Annotated in this window: 19 protein-coding genes and 1 pseudogene; 16 read left to right on the top strand and 4 right to left on the bottom strand. The window is 41.5% G+C overall.

From position 1 onward, the window contains the following. The first annotated feature begins 128 nt into the window (after positions 1 to 128). Positions 129 to 1,754, top strand: coding sequence for a rhomboid family intramembrane serine protease (locus tag BIV59_RS04450; protein WP_083392044.1), 1,626 nt, complete (start codon positions 129 to 131; stop codon positions 1,752 to 1,754). Here the strand turns inward: BIV59_RS04450 and BIV59_RS04455 are convergent. Then, complete coding sequence (locus BIV59_RS04455; RefSeq protein WP_071350253.1) at positions 1,733 to 2,602, bottom strand: hypothetical protein; 870 nt, start codon at positions 2,600 to 2,602, stop codon at positions 1,733 to 1,735. The genes BIV59_RS04450 and BIV59_RS04455 overlap by 22 nt on opposite strands. Before the next feature lie 169 nt (positions 2,603 to 2,771). On the opposite strand from BIV59_RS04455, the gene BIV59_RS04460 reads away from it, so the two are divergent. The 6 genes from BIV59_RS04460 (at position 2,772) to BIV59_RS04485 (ending at position 8,805) form a co-directional block, all read left to right on the top strand. Then, complete coding sequence (locus BIV59_RS04460; RefSeq protein WP_071350331.1) at positions 2,772 to 2,978, top strand: YqgQ family protein; 207 nt, start codon at positions 2,772 to 2,774, stop codon at positions 2,976 to 2,978. 10 nt (positions 2,979 to 2,988) lie between these two features. Continuing rightward, on the top strand, positions 2,989 to 3,957 hold the full coding sequence (locus tag BIV59_RS04465) for an ROK family glucokinase (protein WP_071350254.1): 969 nt from the start codon (positions 2,989 to 2,991) through the stop codon (positions 3,955 to 3,957). A 169-nt stretch (positions 3,958 to 4,126) separates the two neighbouring features. Then, positions 4,127 to 5,953 (top strand): LTA synthase family protein, encoded by a 1,827-nt coding sequence (locus tag BIV59_RS04470; RefSeq protein ID WP_071350332.1) that lies wholly within the window; start codon positions 4,127 to 4,129, stop codon positions 5,951 to 5,953. A 76-nt stretch (positions 5,954 to 6,029) separates the two neighbouring features. Beyond that, on the top strand, positions 6,030 to 7,190 hold the full coding sequence (locus BIV59_RS04475; RefSeq protein ID WP_071350255.1) for a M14 family metallopeptidase: 1,161 nt from the start codon (positions 6,030 to 6,032) through the stop codon (positions 7,188 to 7,190). Between the two features lie 265 nt (positions 7,191 to 7,455). Further along, positions 7,456 to 8,490, top strand: coding sequence for a YqgU-like beta propeller domain-containing protein (locus tag BIV59_RS04480; protein WP_071350256.1), 1,035 nt, complete (start codon positions 7,456 to 7,458; stop codon positions 8,488 to 8,490). A gap of 6 nt (positions 8,491 to 8,496) precedes the next feature. After that, positions 8,497 to 8,805, top strand: a complete 309-nt coding sequence (locus tag BIV59_RS04485; RefSeq protein WP_071350257.1) for an MTH1187 family thiamine-binding protein — start codon at positions 8,497 to 8,499, stop codon at positions 8,803 to 8,805. Between the two features lie 54 nt (positions 8,806 to 8,859). On the opposite strand, the gene BIV59_RS04490 is transcribed toward BIV59_RS04485, so the two are convergent. Continuing rightward, complete coding sequence (locus BIV59_RS04490) at positions 8,860 to 9,033, bottom strand: DUF2759 domain-containing protein (protein WP_071350258.1); 174 nt, start codon at positions 9,031 to 9,033, stop codon at positions 8,860 to 8,862. Positions 9,034 to 9,420: 387 nt separating this feature from the next. Here BIV59_RS04490 and BIV59_RS04495 point away from each other — a divergent pair, with 387 nt between their 5' ends. From BIV59_RS04495 to BIV59_RS04535, 9 genes and pseudogenes are all read left to right on the top strand, one after another. Next, entirely contained in the window at positions 9,421 to 9,711 is a 291-nt protein-coding gene (locus BIV59_RS04495) for a putative quinol monooxygenase (protein WP_071350259.1), read from the top strand. 72 nt (positions 9,712 to 9,783) lie between these two features. Next, a pseudogene (locus BIV59_RS04500) lies at positions 9,784 to 9,960 on the top strand (NADH-dependent flavin oxidoreductase); the annotation flags it as partial. Between the two features lie 402 nt (positions 9,961 to 10,362). Next, positions 10,363 to 11,373 (top strand): LacI family DNA-binding transcriptional regulator, encoded by a 1,011-nt coding sequence (locus BIV59_RS04505; RefSeq protein ID WP_071350261.1) that lies wholly within the window; start codon positions 10,363 to 10,365, stop codon positions 11,371 to 11,373. 204 nt (positions 11,374 to 11,577) lie between these two features. Next, positions 11,578 to 12,753, top strand: coding sequence for a substrate-binding domain-containing protein (locus BIV59_RS04510; protein ID WP_071350262.1), 1,176 nt, complete (start codon positions 11,578 to 11,580; stop codon positions 12,751 to 12,753). Positions 12,754 to 12,824: 71 nt separating this feature from the next. Then, positions 12,825 to 14,324 (top strand): sugar ABC transporter ATP-binding protein, encoded by a 1,500-nt coding sequence (locus tag BIV59_RS04515; protein WP_071350263.1) that lies wholly within the window; start codon positions 12,825 to 12,827, stop codon positions 14,322 to 14,324. Further along, positions 14,305 to 15,288, top strand: a complete 984-nt coding sequence (locus tag BIV59_RS04520; RefSeq protein ID WP_071350264.1) for an ABC transporter permease — start codon at positions 14,305 to 14,307, stop codon at positions 15,286 to 15,288. The genes BIV59_RS04515 and BIV59_RS04520 overlap by 20 nt, the downstream gene beginning before the upstream one ends. 73 nt (positions 15,289 to 15,361) lie before the next feature. Further along, the gene (locus BIV59_RS04525) at positions 15,362 to 16,393 is read left to right on the top strand and encodes a zinc-dependent alcohol dehydrogenase family protein (RefSeq protein ID WP_083392046.1); all 1,032 of its coding nucleotides are present in this window, start codon (positions 15,362 to 15,364) and stop codon (positions 16,391 to 16,393) included. A 112-nt stretch (positions 16,394 to 16,505) separates the two neighbouring features. Continuing rightward, a complete protein-coding gene (locus BIV59_RS04530; protein WP_071350265.1) occupies positions 16,506 to 17,348 on the top strand; it encodes a sugar phosphate isomerase/epimerase family protein in 843 nt (280 codons plus the stop codon). A gap of 338 nt (positions 17,349 to 17,686) precedes the next feature. Further along, positions 17,687 to 18,859, top strand: coding sequence for a substrate-binding domain-containing protein (locus tag BIV59_RS04535; RefSeq protein WP_071350266.1), 1,173 nt, complete (start codon positions 17,687 to 17,689; stop codon positions 18,857 to 18,859). Positions 18,860 to 19,237: 378 nt separating this feature from the next. On the opposite strand, the gene bioB is transcribed toward BIV59_RS04535, so the two are convergent. Both bioB and BIV59_RS04545 read right to left on the bottom strand, forming a co-directional pair. After that, complete coding sequence (gene bioB / locus BIV59_RS04540) at positions 19,238 to 20,236, bottom strand: biotin synthase BioB (protein ID WP_071350267.1); 999 nt, start codon at positions 20,234 to 20,236, stop codon at positions 19,238 to 19,240. Between the two features lie 21 nt (positions 20,237 to 20,257). Continuing rightward, positions 20,258 to 20,842, bottom strand: a complete 585-nt coding sequence (locus BIV59_RS04545) for a biotin transporter BioY (protein ID WP_071350268.1) — start codon at positions 20,840 to 20,842, stop codon at positions 20,258 to 20,260. Positions 20,843 to 21,510 lie beyond the last annotated feature (668 nt).

Consider the following 21,510-nt stretch of genomic DNA (forward strand, 5'->3'; position numbering starts at 1 on the left):
CCCGCAAGCGCAGCTGAGGCGGCTCACCGCCCCACGGAAAGCAAGCATCCTGGAACGGAAATCAACCCCTTGTTTCATAGCAACAATGTTTGCGAAAACAGCATAAAAAACAGGATACTTCCCTGTTTATGGTCATACTGGCATTCCGTAAAGCCTGCATGGCAGGCTATTTACTATTTACAGCTGCAAAGAAGAAAGTGGGGAAGGTATTGGGATTTCAAGAGGATTATTTATTTTGGTCCGCGGTTAAAAATCTTTCGTCTCAATATAACTATCGGGTTATCACCATCTCTGACAATCATCAGGAAATCTGGCTCGAAAATTCGAAAGAAAAAAATTATCCTGTCATCAGGCTCATGCTCCGTGATTTGGATTGGGCAAGCTGGCTGAAAAGGGATATTGAACGGACTGTGCTGAATGGGGAGCAAATCAGGAAGAAGCTGTATCATAAGCCTCTTAAGGTATTGAATATCTATATCACATCACATGTTCCTGTGGATGATTATGATTTTGCAGATAAACCATTTGTGCACCGTAAAACAGAAGCGGAAACGTTTATATTGAATACGGATTCTTTTGGAGATAGATGGAGGCAGCTTGAAGAGCTGACCGGCATGCATCTGGATATCGTGGAATCAAAAATGGCGGCAGCTGAAGAAGATGACATTTCTTCCATAAAGCAGAGTGCTCTGACAGAAGCAGTCAAAAAGGCCAAAGAAGAGCAAATGATATTTGAGCGGGGAAAACCTGTTTTCACTTACATTTTTATAGCAATTGGAATTGCTGTATACTTTTTGATGGAGTGGGCTGGTTCAAGCACCAGGACTGATACACTGATTGATTTTGGTGCCAAGTACTCACCTCTTATTCTGCAGGGGGAGTGGTGGCGTTTTTTTACGCCGATGGTTATCCATATCGGAATGCTTCACTTGATCATGAATACTATTTCGCTTTATTTTATCGGTCCTGCTGTTGAGAAAATGTATGGAAGCAGCAGATTTTTGTTCATCTATTTATTAGCTGGTTTCTCTGGGACGCTTGGCAGCTTTTTGCTTAACCCTGCTTTATCTGCAGGTGCAAGCGGAGCCATATTTGGTTTGTTCGGTGCTCTTCTTTATTTTGGCATCAGCAACCCAAGACTGTTTTTCAGGACAATGGGTCTTAATGTTTTCATTTTAATCATTATCAATCTTGGCTACGGTTTTTCAAATGAAGGCATTGATAATGCAGCACATATCGGCGGTTTGATCGGCGGCTTTTTTGCGGCAGGCATCGTTCATCTGCCAAAGGATAAGCAGCCGTTCAGGCAGATATTATTTGCCGCTGCAGCTGCAGGGCTGATTTATTTCCTTCTTCAATATGGCTACGAGCATCAGGAAAGCTCTCCTGAGAATGACATGGCTGCTGTACAGATGGCGAGCGATGAAGTGAAAAAAGGAAATGTACCAGAAGCGAAAAAGCTGCTGGAAGGCTATGTGAATAGCTACGATGAGGCTCCATATTCCCATTTTATGCTGGGCAACATAAGCTTTGGCAAAGGGAATTATGAAGCAGCAAAGAAAGAATACCTAAAGGCGGCACAGCAGAACCCTGATATGTCTGAGGCTTACTATAACCTGGCGCTTAGCTATACCAAATTAAATCAATTTCAGGAAGCAAAAAAAGCTGCCGGAAAAGCAGTTGAAAGGAAGCCTTCGGAAGCTTCCTATAAGAAGCTTGAAGAAAATATCGATCATCTGCTTGATAATTCCTGACGGAGAAGTACTGGTGTTCCGTCGGAGGCAGTCAATAAAACAAGCAATTCACTTTTATTTTTAGAAAGAAGCAATTGGGGAATGGTGCTGCCTTCAGGGCTGATAACAGCGCCATTCTCTTTTTTTATTCCGAGGGCAATATTTTTATAAATGCCTTCCCACAGCTTGCCGATTATTTCTTCCCGCTTGGAGGGAGGAAAAGCGGAGAAAAAGACATTTTTTTGCTGCGGCAGATCGGTTAGGGATAATGTTGTATAGAGGTTTTCATTGATATGGAAAGCCTTCAGATTTTGATTCAGGTTTTTTTCTGCTTCAAGGGCTGCGGCCTTATCCAGTATTTCCTTCCACCTGATTTGTTTTGAGGATAATGGCTTTTCAAAATATTGATAGCCTGCTTCTGGAGGCAGTATTACATATAGGCTGCTATTGCTCATTTCCTGGGCGCTTCTATAGTTTGAACCCTTATGCACTTCAGCATAATGAAAAGTAATCGCCTGCAATTTGGAGCTATCTTTTTCCTTCCAGGTGCCCTCCTGATCCAAGGTTTTTTTATTTTGCCTCCATTCCTTGAGCACTCCCTGAAGCCTGCCATTCTGATAAAGCAGGGAAACATCCTGCCTTATATATGCTGAATGATTTAATTGGGAGGAAGATTTCAGCCGGACAGTGAGGGAGCTTTTTCCGGCTTTTTCAGATAGGAGATGTGTGCCTGCATAATCAAAGCTCAGCGAAGGATCGATCGGGAAAAACAGGATCGTTTCCTTTGCCTGCTGGCTATGAAAAAGATAAAGGACGGAAAAAAGCGAAGCCATCAGGATGAATGCTGCGGTTTTTAGCTGTCTTTTCATAGAAATCCTCCGTTTACAAGAGATATTGATATGTATGAGGACAGAGGGACAAGTATGTTGGAATTTGGATTTTACGCTAAAAAAAGAATATCTGTTATCCGGACTTGTGAGTTATGGAGTGTTCCGATATAATTTTAAGAGGAAATCGCTAGAAGCAAAGAGGGATTTTATGAAAACAATTTATGATATTCAGCAGTTTTTAAAAAGGTTTGGCACCTTTATTTATATAGGAGATAGAGTGGCAGAGCTTGAACTGATGGAGACGGAAATCAGGGAAATTTACCGGTCCCAGATGATGGACACAAAAGATTACCAAATGGCTCTCCTGCTGCTCAGGCAGCAGATCCAGATTGAAAGAGACAAAGAGAAACAATAGGGGTGAAGAAATGAACAAGTGGATTATGGGGATAGACTTAGGCGGTACGACAATAAAGCTTGCATTCATCAGTGTATATGGTGAAATCGTTCACAAATGGGAGATTCCTACAGATATATCTGAAAACGGAAAACACATTACAATTGATATTGCCAAAGCGATTGACGATAAGCTCAGTGAACTGGGCGAGTCTAAGAGTAAAATTGTTGGAATCGGCATGGGTGCGCCTGGACCTGTAAACTATGTGACAGGCTCCATTTATGAAGCAGTCAATCTCGGCTGGACCGATTATCCGCTGAAGGACCTGCTCGAGGTTGAAACCTCCCTGCCGGCTGTGATCGATAATGATGCAAACCTGGCAGCGGTTGGCGAGATGTGGAAGGGTGCCGGGAAAGGCGCCAAGGACATCGTCTGTGTCACACTGGGAACGGGAGTGGGCGGCGGAGTAATTGCCAATGGCATGCTGATCCACGGAATTTCAGGAGCTGCAGGCGAGATCGGGCATATTACAGTTGTTCCTGATGGCGGGGCACCTTGTAATTGCGGCAAAACAGGCTGCCTTGAAACCGTTACTTCTGCAACAGGCATTGTCCGTCTTGCAGCAGAAGCAATTAAAGAATCAGACGGAACCTCTCTGGCAGCAGAAAAAATTAAAAATGGAGAAATCCTTTCATCTAAATTAATTTTCGATTGTGCAGAAAAAGGAGATCAGCTTAGCCTTGCGGTGGTGGATAAGGTAGCAGGCTATCTTGGACTGGCTCTTGCTAATGTAGCAAATGTACTGAACCCTGAAAAAATTGTTATCGGCGGCGGTGTTTCAAAAGCTGGTGAAGTGCTGATTGCGCCTGTAAGGGAAGCCTTCAAGCGCCATGCCTTTACAAGGGTACGTGAATCGGCCGAGATTACTGCGGCTACCCTTGGCAATGATGCAGGAGTAATCGGTGCTGCCTGGCTCGTCAAAAATGCTTATATTGAATAGAATAGAGCTCCGCTATAAGGAGAAAATAACAAAGAAGCTTTCCGTTAATATGGAAAGCTTCTTTGTTTTTTGTTTATGGCCCTCAGTAAACCTGGAATCGAAAAAAGGCGAGAAGCCTTGTTTCAATACATGTAACAGAAAGGAGGGGGCATCCCTGAAGAATCTCATTATGCGCGGTTCATCGTTGTTATGGCTCACTGTTTTCACATTGTGGATGAAAACATATATTGCCTATAAAACAAGCTTTAATATCGATATAGACAGCATGATTCAGGAATTCATTTTACTTATTAATCCTTTGAGCTTTCTGCTGCTTGCTGCCGCTGTGAGTTTCTTTTTAAAAGATAAAAGGAAGAACATGTATCTGCTTCTGATGAATGTAGCCGTGACAGGAATTTTACTGGCCAATATTGTATTTTATCGTTTTTTCAATGACTTCCTGACCCTTCCTGTGTTATTTCAAACAAGCAATATGAGCGATCTTGGCGGCAGTGTAACTGAACTTGCCGAACCTTGGGATTTACTATATTTTTTGGATATTATATTTTTTGCTGTGATGAAAAAGTACAAAGCATCTGCTGTTTTGAAATTCCGCACTGTGAGCGGAAAGAGCTACCTGGTTTTTGCATTGTCGATTAGCGCTTTGAATTTAATTCTTGCTGAAACGGAGCGTCCGCAGCTGCTTTCAAGAACATTTGACAGAAAAATTCTCGTTAAGAACATCGGCACCTATAATTACCATTTATACGATGTGTATCTTCAGTCTAAGTCCTCCGCACAGCGGGCACTTGCAGATGGCAGTGAGCTGGCTGAAGTCAAAAATTATCTTGATGCAAATAGAAAAAAGAGCAGCCAGGATTTTTTCGGGATTGCGAAAGGAAAAAATGTCATCTGCGTTTCAATGGAGTCCCTGCAAAGCTTTGTGATCAATGAAAAGGCAATGGGAGAGGAAATCACCCCTTTCCTCAATCAATTCATCAAGGAAAGCTACTATTTCAATAATTTTTATCACCAGACAGGCCAGGGGAAAACCTCTGATTCAGAATTTATCGCAGAAAATTCCCTGTATCCTCTGGGAAGAGGAGCAGTATTTTTTACAAATTCACAGAACACCTATAAAGCAGCTCCGTCCATTCTAAACCATAGCGGATATTACACTGCTTCTTTGCATCCTAATAATAAGAGCTTCTGGAATCGCGATATCATGTATAAATCTTTAGGCTATCAGAGGTTTTATCATAGCCGGGATTATGTGATCAATGATGCTAATTCTGTCAATTGGGGTCTGAAGGATAAGGAATTCTTTAAGCAGTCCATACAGCATCTGAAAGGAATGCCGCAGCCTTTTTATGCAAAATTTATCACGCTGACCAATCATTATCCTTTTACACTTGGGAAAGAGGATCAATCCATTGGTGATATCGGGACAGGTTCAAAGACCCTTAATCGCTATATCATGTCTGTCCGCTATGCGGATGAAGCTCTTGGCCAGTTTATAACAGACCTGAAGGCATCCGGACTGTATGATAATTCGCTGATCATATTATACGGTGACCATTATGGGATTTCACAGAATCACCGTTCAGCCATGAAACAATTTCTTGGCCGAGAAATCACACCATATGAATCCATCCAGCTGCAGAGGGTACCGCTTTTTATCCGCATACCAGGAAAAGAAGGCAAAATCATGGATGCCATTGCAGGGCAGATTGATATACAGCCCACTCTTTTGCACCTTTTGGGAATTGAAACAAATCATAACATTTCGTTTGGAAATGATTTGTTTTCACCTAATCATGATGGAAGGGAAGTAATCCTCCGCGACAGCAGTTTCATTACGGACCGATATGTGTTTACAAAGGATATCTGTTACGACAGAAGGAGCGGCGGTGTTTTAAAGCATGATGACTGCAGGCTGTTTGAAGACAAAGCAAAGCAGGAGCTGCAATATTCAGACAGGATCATTTACGGCGATTTGCTTCGTTTTAATCATTAACTGTGTGCGGGGCCTGTTCCATCATTTTTCGCTTTCCGGTTTCATATGTTATTAAGGAAAAGCGGAGGGGATATTCATGAAAATCATGGGAAGGCCAGCCGATGCGTCAGAGTATTATCAGCTTCTTTTTGGAGTTCCTGCACAATTAATTGAAGATGCCAATCCGGGGCTTGGAGAAGGCGTCTCCTCTAGAGGCGGCCTGGTCATTCCGGGCTATACAGTGAGAAGGACTGCAAGTCAAAGCATGATGGAGGCAGCAGCCGCCAATCAGCTTTCACTTGATGCGCTGCTGGCTGTGAATGAAGGGAAAAAAGAAGCTGGCATATACATTCCCGAAAGAATCAGGGAACCTGTTATCATGACCAAAAAACCTTATGAATATGAACATTTGATATCAGATTTAAAAGCATTGAAGGAGTTCTATCCTTTTCTTAAAATAAAGGCCATTGGGAAAAGTGTGATGAAGCGTGAAATATTTGAGGTCCGCCTGGGCAGGGGGCCTAAGGTCATCCATTATAACGGGGCTTTTCATGCCAACGAGTGGATCACATCTGCCATATTGATGAAGTGGCTGAATGAACTTCTCCTGTCCATGGCGAATAGCACTCCGCTTTGTGGTTTGCGGTCCATGCCCTTTTACGATGACGTAACAATCTCCATTGTGCCAATGGTAAATCCAGATGGAGTAGAACTCGTCCATAAAGGGGAAACCGCAGCACAGGGCAAATTTGATGTAGCTGCCATGAATAACGGGTCAGGGGAATATTTGGCATGGAAGTCAAATATCCGTGGAGTTGACTTGAATAATCAGTTCCCCGCAGGCTGGGATATTGAAAAGCTCCGCAATGTCCCGCAGGCCCCTTCATTCCGCGATTATCCGGGAGATCGCTTCTTAACGGAACCTGAAGCCGTAGCAATGTGGAAACTGGCCAAGGAAAGCAGCTTTGACAAGGTTATCGCTCTGCACACCCAGGGAAAGGAGTTTTACTGGGGCTATGAATCGAAAGAACCGCATTACTCTTATTGCATTGCAAGTGAGTTCGAGCGGAAAAGTCCGTATCGCGCCGTTAAATATATTGACAGCCATGGAGGGTATAAGGATTGGTTCATCCAGGAATTCCGGCTGCCAGGCTTTACGCTGGAGCTTGGCTTTGGCATCAATCCGCTTCCGCTTTCACAAATGGAGGAAATATATAGAGACACATTAGGGATCTTAATGGCAGGATTATATATGTAGAGGACATGCAAATAATGAGGCTGGACCCATTTCAAATGGTGTCTCGATGAAAAAATAGTAAAAAAATCCCGTATTTTATTTCAGCGGCTTGAAGATTTTTGTTTTATAATGAAATCTATAAGTAAGCTGGGGGTGTGTTGAGATTTCATTATTTTGGTTATTGCTCAACAGGCGCCGGCAAAAAATGGGCGCCTTTTTTTACGAAAGCCACAGTGCTGTTATACTGCTCTATTGCTTCGTCTTGATCGTATTACTATCAGGATGCATGTTTCAGGGCCGTCTGGAAGATGATCCCAAGGATATGAAACCTGCTCCAAACATCCCCGTGCAGGCCGGCGATTTGAATGCTATTGCTTATGGATGGCTGGACTCCCATACGATTCTTTACTCTTCAGGGAAGAAAGTACATCAAAGGCAGGAGTTAATTTCCTGGAATATGAAGACGAACAAAAAAAGCGTTTTTTTTCGAAATGAAGCTCCCATATCGGATGTGAAAATCAGTCCCTCAAAATCATTTGTGCTGGTTAAATTGTCTTCTTCAAAAAAGAAGGCGGTCATTGAAATCCTGGATCACACAGGAAAATCCGTCTATTCTGCAGCAATTCCCTCTACAGAGCTTACCTATGAATGGAATCCTTACAGTGATGGTGTTTTGTTTATTTCCGGATTTAATGAAAATTGGACATACAGCAGTTATGTAGCGGACGTCACCCGCAAGAAAATGGACAAGGTTCCTTTTCCGCAGCCGTTTGCGCAATGGAGCTCTAAGGAAGAGCTGCTGTATTTGGACTGGGATAAAAAAAACCCCGGGCAGACAGCTCCGTTAATGAAAAGAAATCTTTCATCAGGAAAAACTGAAACCGTTATGCTGGACATAGGATATTTTAAAAAGTGGGGCAAAGGGCTAATGACCATAGCTGCCAGCAGTGAAAGCCCTGATAAGGCGGATTATATTTTTTACAATAATAAAGGCAAAGCATTATCCTCCATGTCTATGCCATTGCTCAAAACCTTTTCGGACTGGGTGATTCCCAAGATGGATGTAATCGGGAAAACAACTGAACTAATCACTTTCCGGCCTGAACGCGGGGGTGATGGCAGCGGGGCAGACAAACATTTCTCTTTAGTCAGTTTCAACTGGAAGACGGGAAAAGAAGAAGAGCTCATAAAGCATCAGGACAACGAGCCTTTGAGCTGTTCGCCAAATGGACAATGGTGTTTATATGGCACCCAATTAGAGAATATAATCAATATGAAGACGAATAAAAGCTATAAACTTTTTTCAAGGAAAAGAGGATGACTAAGAATGGCAATTGCAGATGTTACCGTTATACCAGTAGGAATGGAAGGTCCAAGCGTCAGCCAGTATGTGGCAGACATTCAGCGCATCTTAAAGAAGCATGAAGAAGAGGGTACGATACACTTCCAGCTGACCCCGATGAACACCATCATCGAAGGCAATCTGTCTGATATATTCACTGTGATACAGGAAATCCATGAATCTCCGTTTTCTAAGGGAGTTCCCCGTGTCGCAACATCAATCAGAATTGATGAGCGAAGAGATAAACCATCCACTATGGAAAGCAAAATGAAAAGTGTAAAAGAAAAGCTATAAGGAAAGAGGCGGCCATGACCGCCTCTTTCCTTATAGCCGAAGAACCTCTCTCTTTTAATGCGAAACCGGGAAACCATTATGAATGAGCGTCATGATGGTAAACCAGCCGAAAATTCCTGTGCTGATGACAGCAAACAGAAGACCAAGAATATTTTTGCTTTTAAGAGATTTTAAAATGCCTGCTAATGCCAATAGTGAAACAAGACCAAAGATAATAACCAATAGCATTTCATTAAGCCCCCTTGCGTTTCATAATGAGTCAGAGTCCTTTGCAGCACAAGGTCCATTTTGCGCTGTGAGGGAAAGCTGAAGAAAAATATGTAAAGAAGATTGCAATCACTTACATTTTACTGTTTTTTCTAAAAATTGTCCACATTAATCAAATACGAGTTTGGGCTCGCGGCATTAGCCCGCAGTATCCTGAAAGCCCCCGGCATCCGCCGCCTGCTTTATTTTAGATGGCCAGTCCCTTGTTTTTTGCGTGATCGGGGCAATAAGTCCATGGTTTTTATGCTTTTTGAAACTTTTTTATTTGACTAATGAAGAAACCGGGTACAGAATGTCTCTTAGGGAAAGATAAAAAGAATTCTGTTTGAAAAGGAGATGAAGAAGAACATGTTGATTATTCATGCATTTTTGAAGGTGGACCCAAACAAACGGCAAGATTTTTTGGCGCATACACAATCAGTGGTTTCAAGTTCCAGGGAAGAAGAGGGAAATATAAGCTATCAATTATTTGCGGACACCTCAATTAATAATGAGTTTGTTTTTTTAGAAGTGTGGAAGGATGAGAAAGCTATCGAAACCCATGAACAAACTGAGCATTTTAAATCGTTTGTCCAAGGTTTGGAACAATTCGTGCTTGAACCTTTACGTGTGGAGAAGTACCAGGCTGCTGCGAAATAGTAACGTTTGCTGTTATGATGCAGTTCGAGTTCGTTCTGATAAGCTTATTTATACAACTGGAGAGACTTAATAATGAAGCAGAAATATGCTCCTTTATTTGAGAATGTTTGTGCACCGATGACCAATTTTTCTTCCAATCCAGACGGAACGGTCCCTACTGGGGAAGTTGACTACTATGCCCGCTGTTCAAAGGGAGTCGGAATGGTGTTTAAAGCCTGTACATATGTAACTGAAAATGGAAAGATATTTTAACCTTCGTCGATGTGCAGGAACGCATTGATGAATTACAGAGGATTACCGATTCCCGCTGCCCGATCTATGCATCACTTTCAGCGGCAGGCATACCTATTGAAACGAATTGGACAAAAGTATAATATGTAATTCACTAGGCAGACACTCGATGTATATCATTTTGTGTCTGCCTTTTTCCTTTTTTTATCATAACAAAACTGGAATAGCTCTAATGAAAGCTACTCTAATTTTAAAAGCACGGGAAGAAAGGTTAATCATATCGAGCTGGGTAAAAAGGGCGTAAATGAATTCTATAAAATTATTGCAATTCAGAATGTAATCGATTACAATAATTTCATAAGATAGACATATGTCACTATACGTCCACAAGATGGACATTCGAAAGGAAATTATCTACTTATGGTAAGGATAGTTGATGTCGCTAAAAAAGCAAATGTTTCCACAGCTACTGTCTCCAGGGTAATCAGCAACTCAGGGACAGTGAAAAAAGATACAACAGAAAGAGTGTTAAAAGCGATCGATTCATTGAACTATCAACCTAATATTCTGGCAAGACAGCTTAGAAGACTGGAAACAAAAACGATTCTTGTAATTGTTCCTGATATCACAAATACATTTTTCTCCAAAGTGCTCCGTGGTATAGAAGCTGTAGCCATTGCAAACGGGTATCAAGTATTGCTGGGGGATGCCCAAAATGATGCTGATCGTGAAAGCGGGTATTTAAATATTCTTAAACAAAGAAAAGCGGATGGAATGCTGCTGCTGACAGCAAAAAACAATGGGCAAGCAATAGAAGAAATTGCAAAGCAATTTCCCGTTGTACTGGCATGTGAATATATTGAAGGATCACAAATACCGACTGTTTCAATTGATAATGTCAGTAGTGCAAGGAAGGCGACTAGACATTTAATTGAATTGGGCCATGAAAAAATCGGTTTTTTATCAGGCCCATTCAACAGCGTATTGGGCAGGGACCGTTACAAAGGATTTCAGCAGGCTTTGGCTCAGTCTGGTCTTCCGACTGACTCACTGTTGGTTCAGGAGGGCGATTTTTCATTTGAAAGCGGGATTAATTTAATGCAAAAGTTTTTAGCAATTGACGAGCCACCCACTGCTATTTTCGCTGCTAATGATGAAATGGCCATAGGAGCAATCAAAGCCATTAAAGCAAAGGGTCTTAGCGTGCCAGATGACATTTCAATAGTGGGATTTGATGATATAAAGTTCGCATCTATTTATGAACCCGCACTCACCACTATTGCCCAGCCGTCTTTTGAAATTGGCGAAAAGGCAATGGAACTTCTTCTCCAGTTAATTAACGATAATAGTATTGATAAAAAGCAATACATTTTAGAGGATAAACTGATTATAAGAGATTCCAGTAAAAAGTATAAAAAAGAAAAAAATTGAACATCTGTTTCAGGTGTAAAATTTTTTTAATATAATGTAATCGATTACATTTTGAAATTCATTATCCAATACTGAGTATTTTATCATCGGCTCCTAAAAGAGGGCTGATTTTGAAAAGACATCTAATCAAAGGAGGTGTTGCCGATTAGTTACTTATTCTAAACAATCGGCTAAAAATAAAAAAATAAAAGTGGAGGACATCCAATGAAAAAGAATTTATTCCTTTCTGTTATATTGATTTTTGTTCTTGCAGCAGCACTTATGGGTTGTGGTAATTCGGAAAAAACTTCAGGAGAGAAAGAAAGTACAAAAAAGAATGAAAATTATTCAGAGAAGACTTCCGGACCGCTGACAATCAATCCTAAAATTCCAGACTTGGAAGTCCAGGATAAGGGGCCGAATGGTGAAAAAGCAGTGTCTGCAAAGTCATTGCAGCTTACAGAAGAAGAGCTTCAGAAGATTAAAGATGGCAAGTATAAAGCTGCTATTGTCATGCATTACTCTGGGACTGACTATATGAAGGCAGCCGTAGGTGCGATGAAGGATACTTTTAAAAGAATGGGCATTGAAGTCATTGCCGTAACGGATGCACAGTTCAAAGCAGAAAAACAAGTAAACGATATTGAAACAGTATTAGCTAAAAAACCGGATATTATGATTTCAGTACCAGTTGACGCAGTTTCTACCGCACCGGCATATAAAAAGGCAGTTGCACAGGGAGTCAAATTAGTATTCATGGATGGAGCTGCAAAAGGCCTTAAGCCTGGAAAAGACTACATCAGCATTGTTTCAGGAGACAACTACGGAAACGGTGCACTTGCCGCTGACATCATGGCTGAAAAACTTGGTGGTAAAGGGAAAGTCGGAATCATTTATCACGATGTAAACTTTTTTGTTACGAAAAACCGCTCAGATGCTTTTGAAGCAAGAATCAAAGAAAAATATCCTAATATTAAAATTGTAGCGAAAGACGGTATTACAGATCCAAATAAAGGTGAAGAAGTAGCATCCGCTATGCTTACAAGAAATCCCGGCATAGATGGGATCTTTGCTCCATGGGACGTACCTGCCGAGGGAGTAATGTCTGCAATCCGTAACGCAGGCAAAGAAAAAGATGTAATAGTGACTACGGTTGACTTGGGAACTAACGTTGCAATCTCCATTGCTTCCGACGGAATTGTTAAAGGCCTTGGAGCTCAATTGCCGTATGATCAAGGCGTGGCTCAAGCCATTCTGGCAGGTTATGCCATTCTCGGCAAAGAGGCACCAGCTTATGTTGCCTCTCCAGCGATTAAAGTGACGAAGGATAATGTGCTGGATTCCTGGAAGCTGATCTATGGTACCGAGGCCCCATCTACTGTAAAGAATGCAATGAAATAAGTTAATTTGAATGACAACTATTTTATAGAGGCTGTCATAAAGCAGCCTCAAAAAAAAAAGAAGGTGAAAGAATGAATCAGCCTATACTTGAAATGAAGAACATATCTAAAGCGTTTAATGGAATTACTGTTCTTGATAATGTGGATTTCACTCTGAGAAAAGGTGAGGTTCACGCTTTGATGGGCGGAAATGGGGCCGGGAAATCAACATTAATGAAGATTCTCACCGGCATATATACTGCTGATAGCGGTGAAATATTGATAGAAGGAAAACCAGTAAGCATTAATAGCATTGACGATGCCAATAAAAATAATATCTCTATGATTTTCCAGGAGTTCAGTTTAATTCCAACATTGACGGTTGCTCAAAACATCTTTCTGACCCGTGAAAAAAGAACCCCGTTTGGTTTGCTTAATGATAAAGAAAGCGAGAAGAAAACAGAAGCGCTGCTAAAGGAATTAGGAGTGGATATTAAACCCTCTGATATTGTCCAAGAACTTGGTGTAGGATATTGGCAGATGACTGAAATCGCCAAAGCATTATCTCAAGAAGCAAAAATTTTAATAATGGATGAACCAACATCTTCTCTAACAAAAACAGAGACGGTAGTCTTATTCGACTTCATTAACAAATTGAAAGCAAAGGGTTATTCCATCATTTATATTTCCCACAGGATGGATGAAATTTTTCAAATATGCGACAGGATTACCATATTAAGGGACGGAAGATATATCACTACCGAAACATGCAGTGAAACTGATCTTGATACAGTCATTCAACATATTGTGGGCAGGGAGTTCGACAAGGCTTTTGAATGGCAAGAACGTCCATATTTAACAGATGTGCCGCCAATATTTGAAGTTAAAAACCTGAATGCCGGAGATAAACTTCAAGATATTAACCTTGCCATCCAGCCCGGTGAAATTGTGGGCATCGCTGGATTAATGGGAAGCGGGAGAACGGAATTAGTCCGCAGTCTTTTTGGCATTGACCCTATTGATAGCGGCGAAATTTACGTTGATGGCAAAAAAAGGCCTATTAAGAGTGCAGGGGATGCCATAAAAGCAGGAATTGCTTTAATTCCTGAAGATAGACGCATGCAAGGGCTGGTCCTTCAACATAGTGTGAAGGATAATATGATACTTCCGATCCTATCGAAAGTAAAAAGAGGATTATTTATTGATAATAAGAAATCAAATGAGATTAGTAATCAATTAGTTCAAAAGTTGAATATCAAAACGGATAATATTTTTAAAACATCCGGTTTGTTATCAGGCGGGAATCAGCAAAAAATTGTGCTTGCCAAGTGGCTGGCCAATGATCCCACCGTATTGCTTCTTGATGAACCGACAATCGGCGTTGATATTGGCGCAAAGACCGAGATTATAGATGTTATTAGAGAATTGGCTGAAAGCGGAAAAGCAATATTAGTTGTTTCTTCAGAACTTCCAGAACTATTAGCCATGAGCGATCGTGTCGTGGTTATGCATGAAGGGAAGATCAAAAAGGAGATAAAACGTAAAGAAATCAAATCAGAGGAGGATTTAGAGTATGCAATCCAAGGTTTCTAGCGAAGTAAAACAACCCTCAGTCTCCATATTAAAAAAATTCGACTGGCGGGACTACATAGTGTATATAGCCTTTGTTGGGGTATTAATCTACTTTTCAGTCACCCTTTTTGACCAAGGATTTTTAACATCAGGAAATCTATTAAATATCGTAAGGCAAACCGCAACAATTACATTAATGGCTCTTGCGATGACATTTGTCATCAGTTCCGGTGAAATTGACCTGTCTGTTGGTTCAATTGCTGCATTATCTTCACTGGCAGGAGCATTGGCTCTTCAGGCGGGATATGGAATATTTGGGGGATTGATTGCCGGTGTAGGTACAGGCCTTCTTGTTGGGATAGTTAACGGCTTGCTTGTAACAAAAGTAGCCATTCCTTCATTCCTTGTAACACTGGGTACAATGGGTGCAGTAAAAGGTATTGCGATGTGGGTCACTGACACTGCTCCGGTTCCTATTGTTGATGCAGATTTCAATTTCATTTTTGGATCTGGAGATATCGGTCCTATCCCTGTATTGCTTATTTGGACGCTGGTATTCGCCATTATCGCTCATATCTTGCTTCGTAAGACGTCATATGGGCGAAAAGTTTTAGCGACAGGCGGAAATGAAAATGCTGCAAGGTTCTCGGGAGTTAAAACAGCCAGGGTTAAGCTGATGGTTTTCGTTGGCACTGGCCTTATGGCAGGATTGGCCGGGCTTTTATATGCAGGCCGTATGAATGCGGGAAGATTTTCATTTGGTGAAGGAGATGAGCTCTCTGTAATTGCCGCTGTAATTTTGGGAGGAACAGCTCTAGCTGGCGGCGTCGGAACGATTATTGGAACGGTCATTGGTTCATTAATGATTGGCGTTATCAATAATGGCTTAATTATTATGGGCTTGGATGTCAGCCAACAGATGATCATAAGAGGTTTGATTATTATTTTGGCAGTAGCGCTGGGACGTAAAGCGGTAAGCAGATAAGAATGACCAGATACATTGTGTCATACAGACGCAAGTTTCCGTTTTTCAAATAAGTAGATTTAGGAGGATTAACATGACTATGCAAGCGGTATTCTTTCCAGGAGATAAAAAGGTAGAAGTTCGTCAGGTTGAAATTCCAAAGCCAGGCCCAGGAGAAGTTTTAATTCAAATGAAGGCTTCTGCGATTTGCCGCAGTGATATGAGTTTGTATTATGGTACATCCGTTTTTGAAGGGACAAAAACTGGTTTAGTCAGTCCGGGACATGAACCGGCCGGCATCATTACTCAGGTAGGAGATGGAGTTTCAAAATTCCAGGAAGGAGATCGTGTTGCCGTATATTTGGCCTTAGGATGCGGAGAATGTGCGCACTGTAAAAGCGGCTATAAAATGTTCTGCAAGGAGTTCAAGTGCATAGGTTTTGACGCGAATGGCGGAGATGCAGACTACATGGTTGTTCCTGCAGAAAACTGCATGCGCTTACCGGATGACATAAGCTTTGTAACGGCTGCCGTATCCACTGATGCTGTTGGTACACTATTCCATGCACAAAAGAGATTGGGCATCTCTGGAAGGGACAAGCTTGTTATCTTCGGAATGGGTCCTATGGGCGCAGCCGGAGTCATGATTGCACACGCGCTCGGTGCAACCGTAATTGCCGTCGATATGCTTGATGAGCGTTTGGAAATGGCAAAAGAGCTTGGCGCAGACTATGTTATCAATGGAAAAAACACGAACGTACAAGAGGAAATCGCTCGTATTACGAACGGGATTGGGGCTGATGCAGCCATCGATTGTTCAGGAAGCCCGTTCGCAGAAAATGACGCATTGGATTGTGTTCGGCCTCATGGACGTGTTGCCTTTGTCGGTGAAAGCAAGGAATCAACAATTAAACCGAGCCAGCAGCTAATCAGAAAACAAGTAACTTTAATCGGTTCATGGTATTTCCCTATCCAGGAATTTGATGAAATTGCCGAATTTATCGTTAGAAAAAAACTTCCGGTTGAAAAGCTGGTCACCCACAGATTTAAGCTGGAAGAAGCAGAAACAGCATTCCGCCTGTTTGATGAAAGAAAAACAGAAAAAGCGGTATTTGTTTGGGAGTAATAATTCCGTTTGCATTAACCATTCTATTAAACCTAAGGTTTTTAACCCTCAATCCTTCATTAAAAAGGTTTGAGGGTAATTATACATCACATTTGGAAAAGAGGTTATACAGATGAAAGGCATTTCTTTCAACACTTGGGCTTACAGCAGTTTTCCATCATGGGTTCCTTCATATCCGCTAGAGGAAGTCATCAAACGGCTATCTTCCTTCGGCTACGACGCAATCGAGATTGGCTGTGCTGCACCTCATGCCTGGCCGGACTATTTATCAAAGGAAAGAAGACAGGAGATTTTAAAGCTTTTAAAAGAAAAGAATTTAAAGGTTTCGTCCATGCTGCCTGCTCCGGGTGGCGGACCGGGGAATAACCCGAGCTCCCTTTTAGCTGAAGAACGGAAATTCACTATCAATCACTATAAAGATGTTGTCCGGTTGGCACATGACTGGGAATGTCCGACAGTGATGTGGATTGCAGGCTGGGCTTCTTTCGGGATGCAGCAGCAGGATGCTTGGAATTATAGCCTGGAAGGATTAATCGAAGTCGGAAACTATGCGAAAGATCTAGGTGTAACAATGGTAGTGGAACCTACCCCGGCAGACAGCAACTTAATTGAAACTGCTGATGATGCTTTACTATTGGCCGAACAAACTGGCTTATCAAATGTGAAGGTAATGTTTGATACGTTCCATGCTTTGTATCGAAATGACGTGCCTAGCGATTATGTATACCGTATGAAGGACAAGCTGCATCATGTCCACATAGCAGACAACGATCGCCTTCCTCCAGGGCAAGGAAGAGGAGATTTTGATGCTGTTATCAGAGCATTAAAGGATATTAACTATGATGGCTACCTGGCAATGGAAGTTGGTTTCCACACAAGACAAGCCGAGCCTGATTGGTATGCGAAAAAATCCATTGAATTCTTGAAAGCAAAAGTGAATGAGATTTTTAGTTAATTAACAATTAAATGGAGACTCTCTTAAGGATTGCCTTATTCAGCAAAGCTTTTTTAAACAAAGTATTAATCTATTCGTCTTGATATGTAATCGATTACAAGTGAACAACTTCATTTTATCGTTTCTCCTGGTATTTTAGGAGGTGGTTTATATCCCGAGGTAGTAGATTCTGGTTTTGGAATATTTATAGAGGGGAATTCTTGCTGAGTATCAGATGAATACCATAAGCAGAAGAGTGAACCTTACTACATGTATTTATTTAATTTCTGTTAATTGCACAGGGCCCATTTTTAAAAAAAATAATGATATGTTCACTAGAATTGAACTAGGGGGTTTATATGAAAAAGCTATTATCGGTATTCACTATAATGATGTTAATTGCAGTTCTGGCATTAGCAGGCTGCGGCCAAAAGAGCTCAACAGATTCTGGGGAGGAAAGCAGTCCGAAGACAAAAGAAGCAACAGCCACCACAGGTCCGCTAACGATTAACACTGAATTGCCTAGTGACCAGAAAATCCTAAGTAAAGGCCCACATGGGGAAACTGCGGTATCGGCTAAAACATTGCAACTCTCAGAACAGGACTTGAAAAAAATTAAACAAGGGAATTATACCGCTGCACTTGTTATGCACTATGCGGGTAATGACTGGGCCAAGGCACAAATCGACGGCTTGAAAGCTTCATTCAATAGGATGGGGATTAAAGTCGTAGCGGTTACGGATGCTCAATTTAAGGCGGAAAAGCAGGTTTCAGATATTGAAACAGTTCTAGCAAAGAAACCTGATCTTATCGTAAGTATTCCAGTAGACCCTGTCTCTACAGCAAGTGCATATAAGAAAGCAGCTGCAGCTGGAGTTAAACTCGTTTTCATGGATAATACACCAAGCGGTCTTGAAGCTGGCAAAGATTATGTGAGTGTTGTTTCTGCCGATAATTATGGAAATGGCGTTGCTGCAGCAGATATTATGGCTGAAAAATTAGGGAAGAAGGGGAAAATCGGTGTAATCTTCCATGAAGCGGACTTCTTTGTCACAAAACAGCGTACCGATGCATTTGAGGCAACACTAAAAGAAAAATACCCAGATATGAAAATCGTTGCACGTGGAGGGATCACTGACCCGAACCAGGGAGAAAAGGTAGCATCCGGAATGCTGACAAGAAATCCTGATTTGGATGGAATTTTTGTTGTCTGGGATGTACCGGCCGAAGGAGCATTAGCAGCTGTAAGAACAGCAGGAAAAAAAGATATTGTAATCACGACAATTGACCTTGGAACAAATGTAGCATTGGACATTGCACAGGGTGGGCCAATCAAAGGTCTGGGAGCACAGCTGCCATATGACCAGGGGATTGCAGAAGCTATCCTTGCTGGATATTCTTTATTAGGAAAAGAAGCACCTCCTTATGTAGCCGTGCCAGCTTTAACTGTAACAAAAGAAAATATTCTGGATGGATGGAAACTGGTTTACCATACTGAAGCCCCTAAAACTATTCAGGATGCAGCTAAGTAAATTTTATATCATTAATCTTTAAAACTTTACGATTTCGTAAATAGTTTAAGTGTTGGAAGTGGGTTAACTCTGTTCATTTTATAAACAGAGTTAACCCTTTTTGGCCCAATAAAGAATAGGGAAATAGATTTATTGAAATTTGTTTCTATGTATATCAGGGGCAATAGAAGGCAACCAATATAGTTCCTGATTCATTGAAAGGCGGCCCTTCTGTGTACAACAGACTCGTTAGAACAATCCCATACTTATTTACATTAGGAAAATTTGCACGATAAAAACGCACAAGGAGATGGTTACCCCCGAAAGTTAGACTTTTTCACACTAACTTTCGGGGTTCGGTACCTACTTGTGCGTTTTTCCCTGTATTCCCGGAAAACTTTAACGGACCGCCACAGCTTCTTCCTTCACGAAATCAATGTCAAACCCTAAATCCTTAAGCATCTGATGGTCAGCGGTACTTTCCTGGCCGGCGGTTGTCAGGTAGTCACCGACGAAGATGGAGTTTGCCGGATACAGTCCCAGCGGCTGCAGGCTTCTGAGGTTTACTTCCCGTCCGCCTGAGATGCGGATCTCCTTTGTTGGATTGATATAGCGCATCAGGCATAGCACCTTCAGACAATACCTTGGTTCAAGCTCATCGGTTCCTTGAAGAGGAGTGCCGTCAATAGCATGGAGGAAATTTACTGGGATGGAGTCAGCATCCAGTACCCTTAAGCTTCTTGCCATATCAACGACATCCTGTTTGGTTTCCCTCATTCCGACAATGACGCCTGAACACGGAGAAATACCGGATTGTTTAATAAGCTCAACGGTGTTTACCCTGTCCTGATATGTATGGGAGGTTGTAATGGATTCATGGTGGTTTTCTGAAGTGTTAATATTATGGTTGTAGCGGTCCACACCGGCTTCTTTCAGCCTGCTTGCTTGTTCAGGCTTGAGAAGCCCAAGACATGCACAGACTTTCAGATTGTACTTCTCTTTTATTTCCTCTACAGCGGATACAACGGTATCGACTTCTTTATTGCTAGGGCCTCTGCCGCTGGCAACGATACAATAGGTGCCTACGTTAAGGTTATAGGCTTGCTCGGCGCCCTTTAAAATTGAATCCTTGTCCATCATGCGGTATTTTTGGATCGGTGCTGTCGATACACTGGATTGGGAGCAATAACCGCAGTTCTCCGGACACAGGCCGGATTTTGTGTTGATAATCATATTTAATTTCACTTTGTTGCCATAGTAATGATGGCGTATGGTGTAAGCGCCCTGGAGAAGCTCCAGAAGTTGTTCGCCGGGACTTTCCAAAATCGATAAAGCCTCTTCATCGGTCAGTTCATAGCCATCCAAAACCCTAAATGCAAGTTGTTTCCAATCTCCCATTCCAAATTGCTCCCTTCTGATTTAAGCGACTTTTTTCACATTTCTGAATGTGCTTCTCGACAATATGGTTCTCTCCATACGGTGGGCAAAAAATGCTGCAGCTACAGACAGGATAATATCTTTTGGCAGCGGTGCCGCCATCCACAACCAGGCCATTTTATAAGAAAAACCTTCTGGCGCTCCCGCCCATAAATTATAAGCAAAGTACATCCAGTTCGTTCCAAACAAATAATTGACAGCCATCCCTATTAAAGAAGCGATCACATAGCTTGGCAGGGTTCTGTTTTTTTCAATCATTTTTCCTACGATGTATGCCACAAAAATAAAAGAAATGATAAACCCGAAAGTCGGTTTTATAATGATGGAGATACCGCCGGTAAATTGGGCGAATACAGGGGCCCCAACCATTCCAACCAGTGCATATACAATCATGGAAATGGCCCCGATCCTGCTTCCAAGGATTGCCCCGGCCAATATGGCGAAAAATGTTTGCAATGTAATCGGAACTCCGCCCACTACCAGGAACGACATATTCGCCCCTATCGCCATAAGGGCGACAAACACAGCCACAAGGGTTAAATCAATGGTTCTCATTTTTCCTTTCATGAAATAGTCTCCTTTTTAAAAGTTTTTTATAAATTCAGCATAATGGAATGATAAAATTAATGTCAACCAAATTTTAATTAAAGTTAACATATGTGATACTCTCAGATAAAATATACATTTCCATTTTCAATTAGTCTGCTGGCCATTAATAAAGATAAAGTGAAACTTTTTACGCCCAAAAATACAAAAGCAGCGAAGTCTATCAGTTGATGCTTGAAGGGATACAGCGAACCAAAGGATTATTTCAGTTTCAAAAAAGACGAGGGGGAAGCATTTCGGATAGAAAAGAAAATGAAAGAGCTCGAAAATCGTCCGTGTTATGAAAAAACCTGGGATACCGTCGCAGCCTTTGGTGGGGAAATCACAGGATTTATGATTATAAACGGCACGGAAGGCACAATCCTGTTACTGGTAAAAGACATCAGTCGCAACCGCCGGAGCGAAAAAATGAGGAATTTAATAAAATCGTTTAAAAGGGTTGAAATTTATAATGTAATCGATTACACTAATATCGTAGTCAGATGAATAAAAAACCTTATAAAACAACAAAATTTTTTATTCATCAATGTAATCGATTGCAGTAAACAGAAGATTTGTTTCTTTCGAAATTAATAGAATAATTTATTAGTAGATGTAATCGATTACATTTGATATCTAGTATTTCCGAT

Origin of the sequence: Bacillus sp. MUM 13, assembly GCF_001866725.1 — a bacterium.
In the GTDB taxonomy this organism is placed as follows: Bacteria; Bacillota; Bacilli; order Bacillales; family DSM-1321; genus Peribacillus.

Excerpts from the sequence above, each read along its gene's own strand:
- BIV59_RS04450 (WP_083392044.1), top strand. The coding sequence starts at position 129 with ATGGTCATACTGGCATTCCGTAAAGCCTGCATGGCAGGCTATTTACTA.
- BIV59_RS04455 (WP_071350253.1), bottom strand. The coding sequence starts at position 2,602 with ATGAAAAGACAGCTAAAAACCGCAGCATTCATCCTGATGGCTTCGCTT.
- BIV59_RS04460 (WP_071350331.1), top strand. The coding sequence starts at position 2,772 with ATGAAAACAATTTATGATATTCAGCAGTTTTTAAAAAGGTTTGGCACC.
- BIV59_RS04465 (WP_071350254.1), top strand. The coding sequence starts at position 2,989 with ATGAACAAGTGGATTATGGGGATAGACTTAGGCGGTACGACAATAAAG.
- BIV59_RS04470 (WP_071350332.1), top strand. The coding sequence starts at position 4,127 with ATGCGCGGTTCATCGTTGTTATGGCTCACTGTTTTCACATTGTGGATG.
- BIV59_RS04475 (WP_071350255.1), top strand. The coding sequence starts at position 6,030 with ATGAAAATCATGGGAAGGCCAGCCGATGCGTCAGAGTATTATCAGCTT.
- BIV59_RS04480 (WP_071350256.1), top strand. The coding sequence starts at position 7,456 with ATGTTTCAGGGCCGTCTGGAAGATGATCCCAAGGATATGAAACCTGCT.
- BIV59_RS04485 (WP_071350257.1), top strand. The coding sequence starts at position 8,497 with ATGGCAATTGCAGATGTTACCGTTATACCAGTAGGAATGGAAGGTCCA.
- BIV59_RS04490 (WP_071350258.1), bottom strand. The coding sequence starts at position 9,033 with ATGCTATTGGTTATTATCTTTGGTCTTGTTTCACTATTGGCATTAGCA.
- BIV59_RS04495 (WP_071350259.1), top strand. The coding sequence starts at position 9,421 with ATGTTGATTATTCATGCATTTTTGAAGGTGGACCCAAACAAACGGCAA.
- BIV59_RS04505 (WP_071350261.1), top strand. The coding sequence starts at position 10,363 with ATGGTAAGGATAGTTGATGTCGCTAAAAAAGCAAATGTTTCCACAGCT.
- BIV59_RS04510 (WP_071350262.1), top strand. The coding sequence starts at position 11,578 with ATGAAAAAGAATTTATTCCTTTCTGTTATATTGATTTTTGTTCTTGCA.
- BIV59_RS04515 (WP_071350263.1), top strand. The coding sequence starts at position 12,825 with ATGAATCAGCCTATACTTGAAATGAAGAACATATCTAAAGCGTTTAAT.
- BIV59_RS04520 (WP_071350264.1), top strand. The coding sequence starts at position 14,305 with ATGCAATCCAAGGTTTCTAGCGAAGTAAAACAACCCTCAGTCTCCATA.
- BIV59_RS04525 (WP_083392046.1), top strand. The coding sequence starts at position 15,362 with ATGACTATGCAAGCGGTATTCTTTCCAGGAGATAAAAAGGTAGAAGTT.
- BIV59_RS04530 (WP_071350265.1), top strand. The coding sequence starts at position 16,506 with ATGAAAGGCATTTCTTTCAACACTTGGGCTTACAGCAGTTTTCCATCA.
- BIV59_RS04535 (WP_071350266.1), top strand. The coding sequence starts at position 17,687 with ATGAAAAAGCTATTATCGGTATTCACTATAATGATGTTAATTGCAGTT.
- bioB (WP_071350267.1), bottom strand. The coding sequence starts at position 20,236 with ATGGGAGATTGGAAACAACTTGCATTTAGGGTTTTGGATGGCTATGAA.
- BIV59_RS04545 (WP_071350268.1), bottom strand. The coding sequence starts at position 20,842 with ATGAAAGGAAAAATGAGAACCATTGATTTAACCCTTGTGGCTGTGTTT.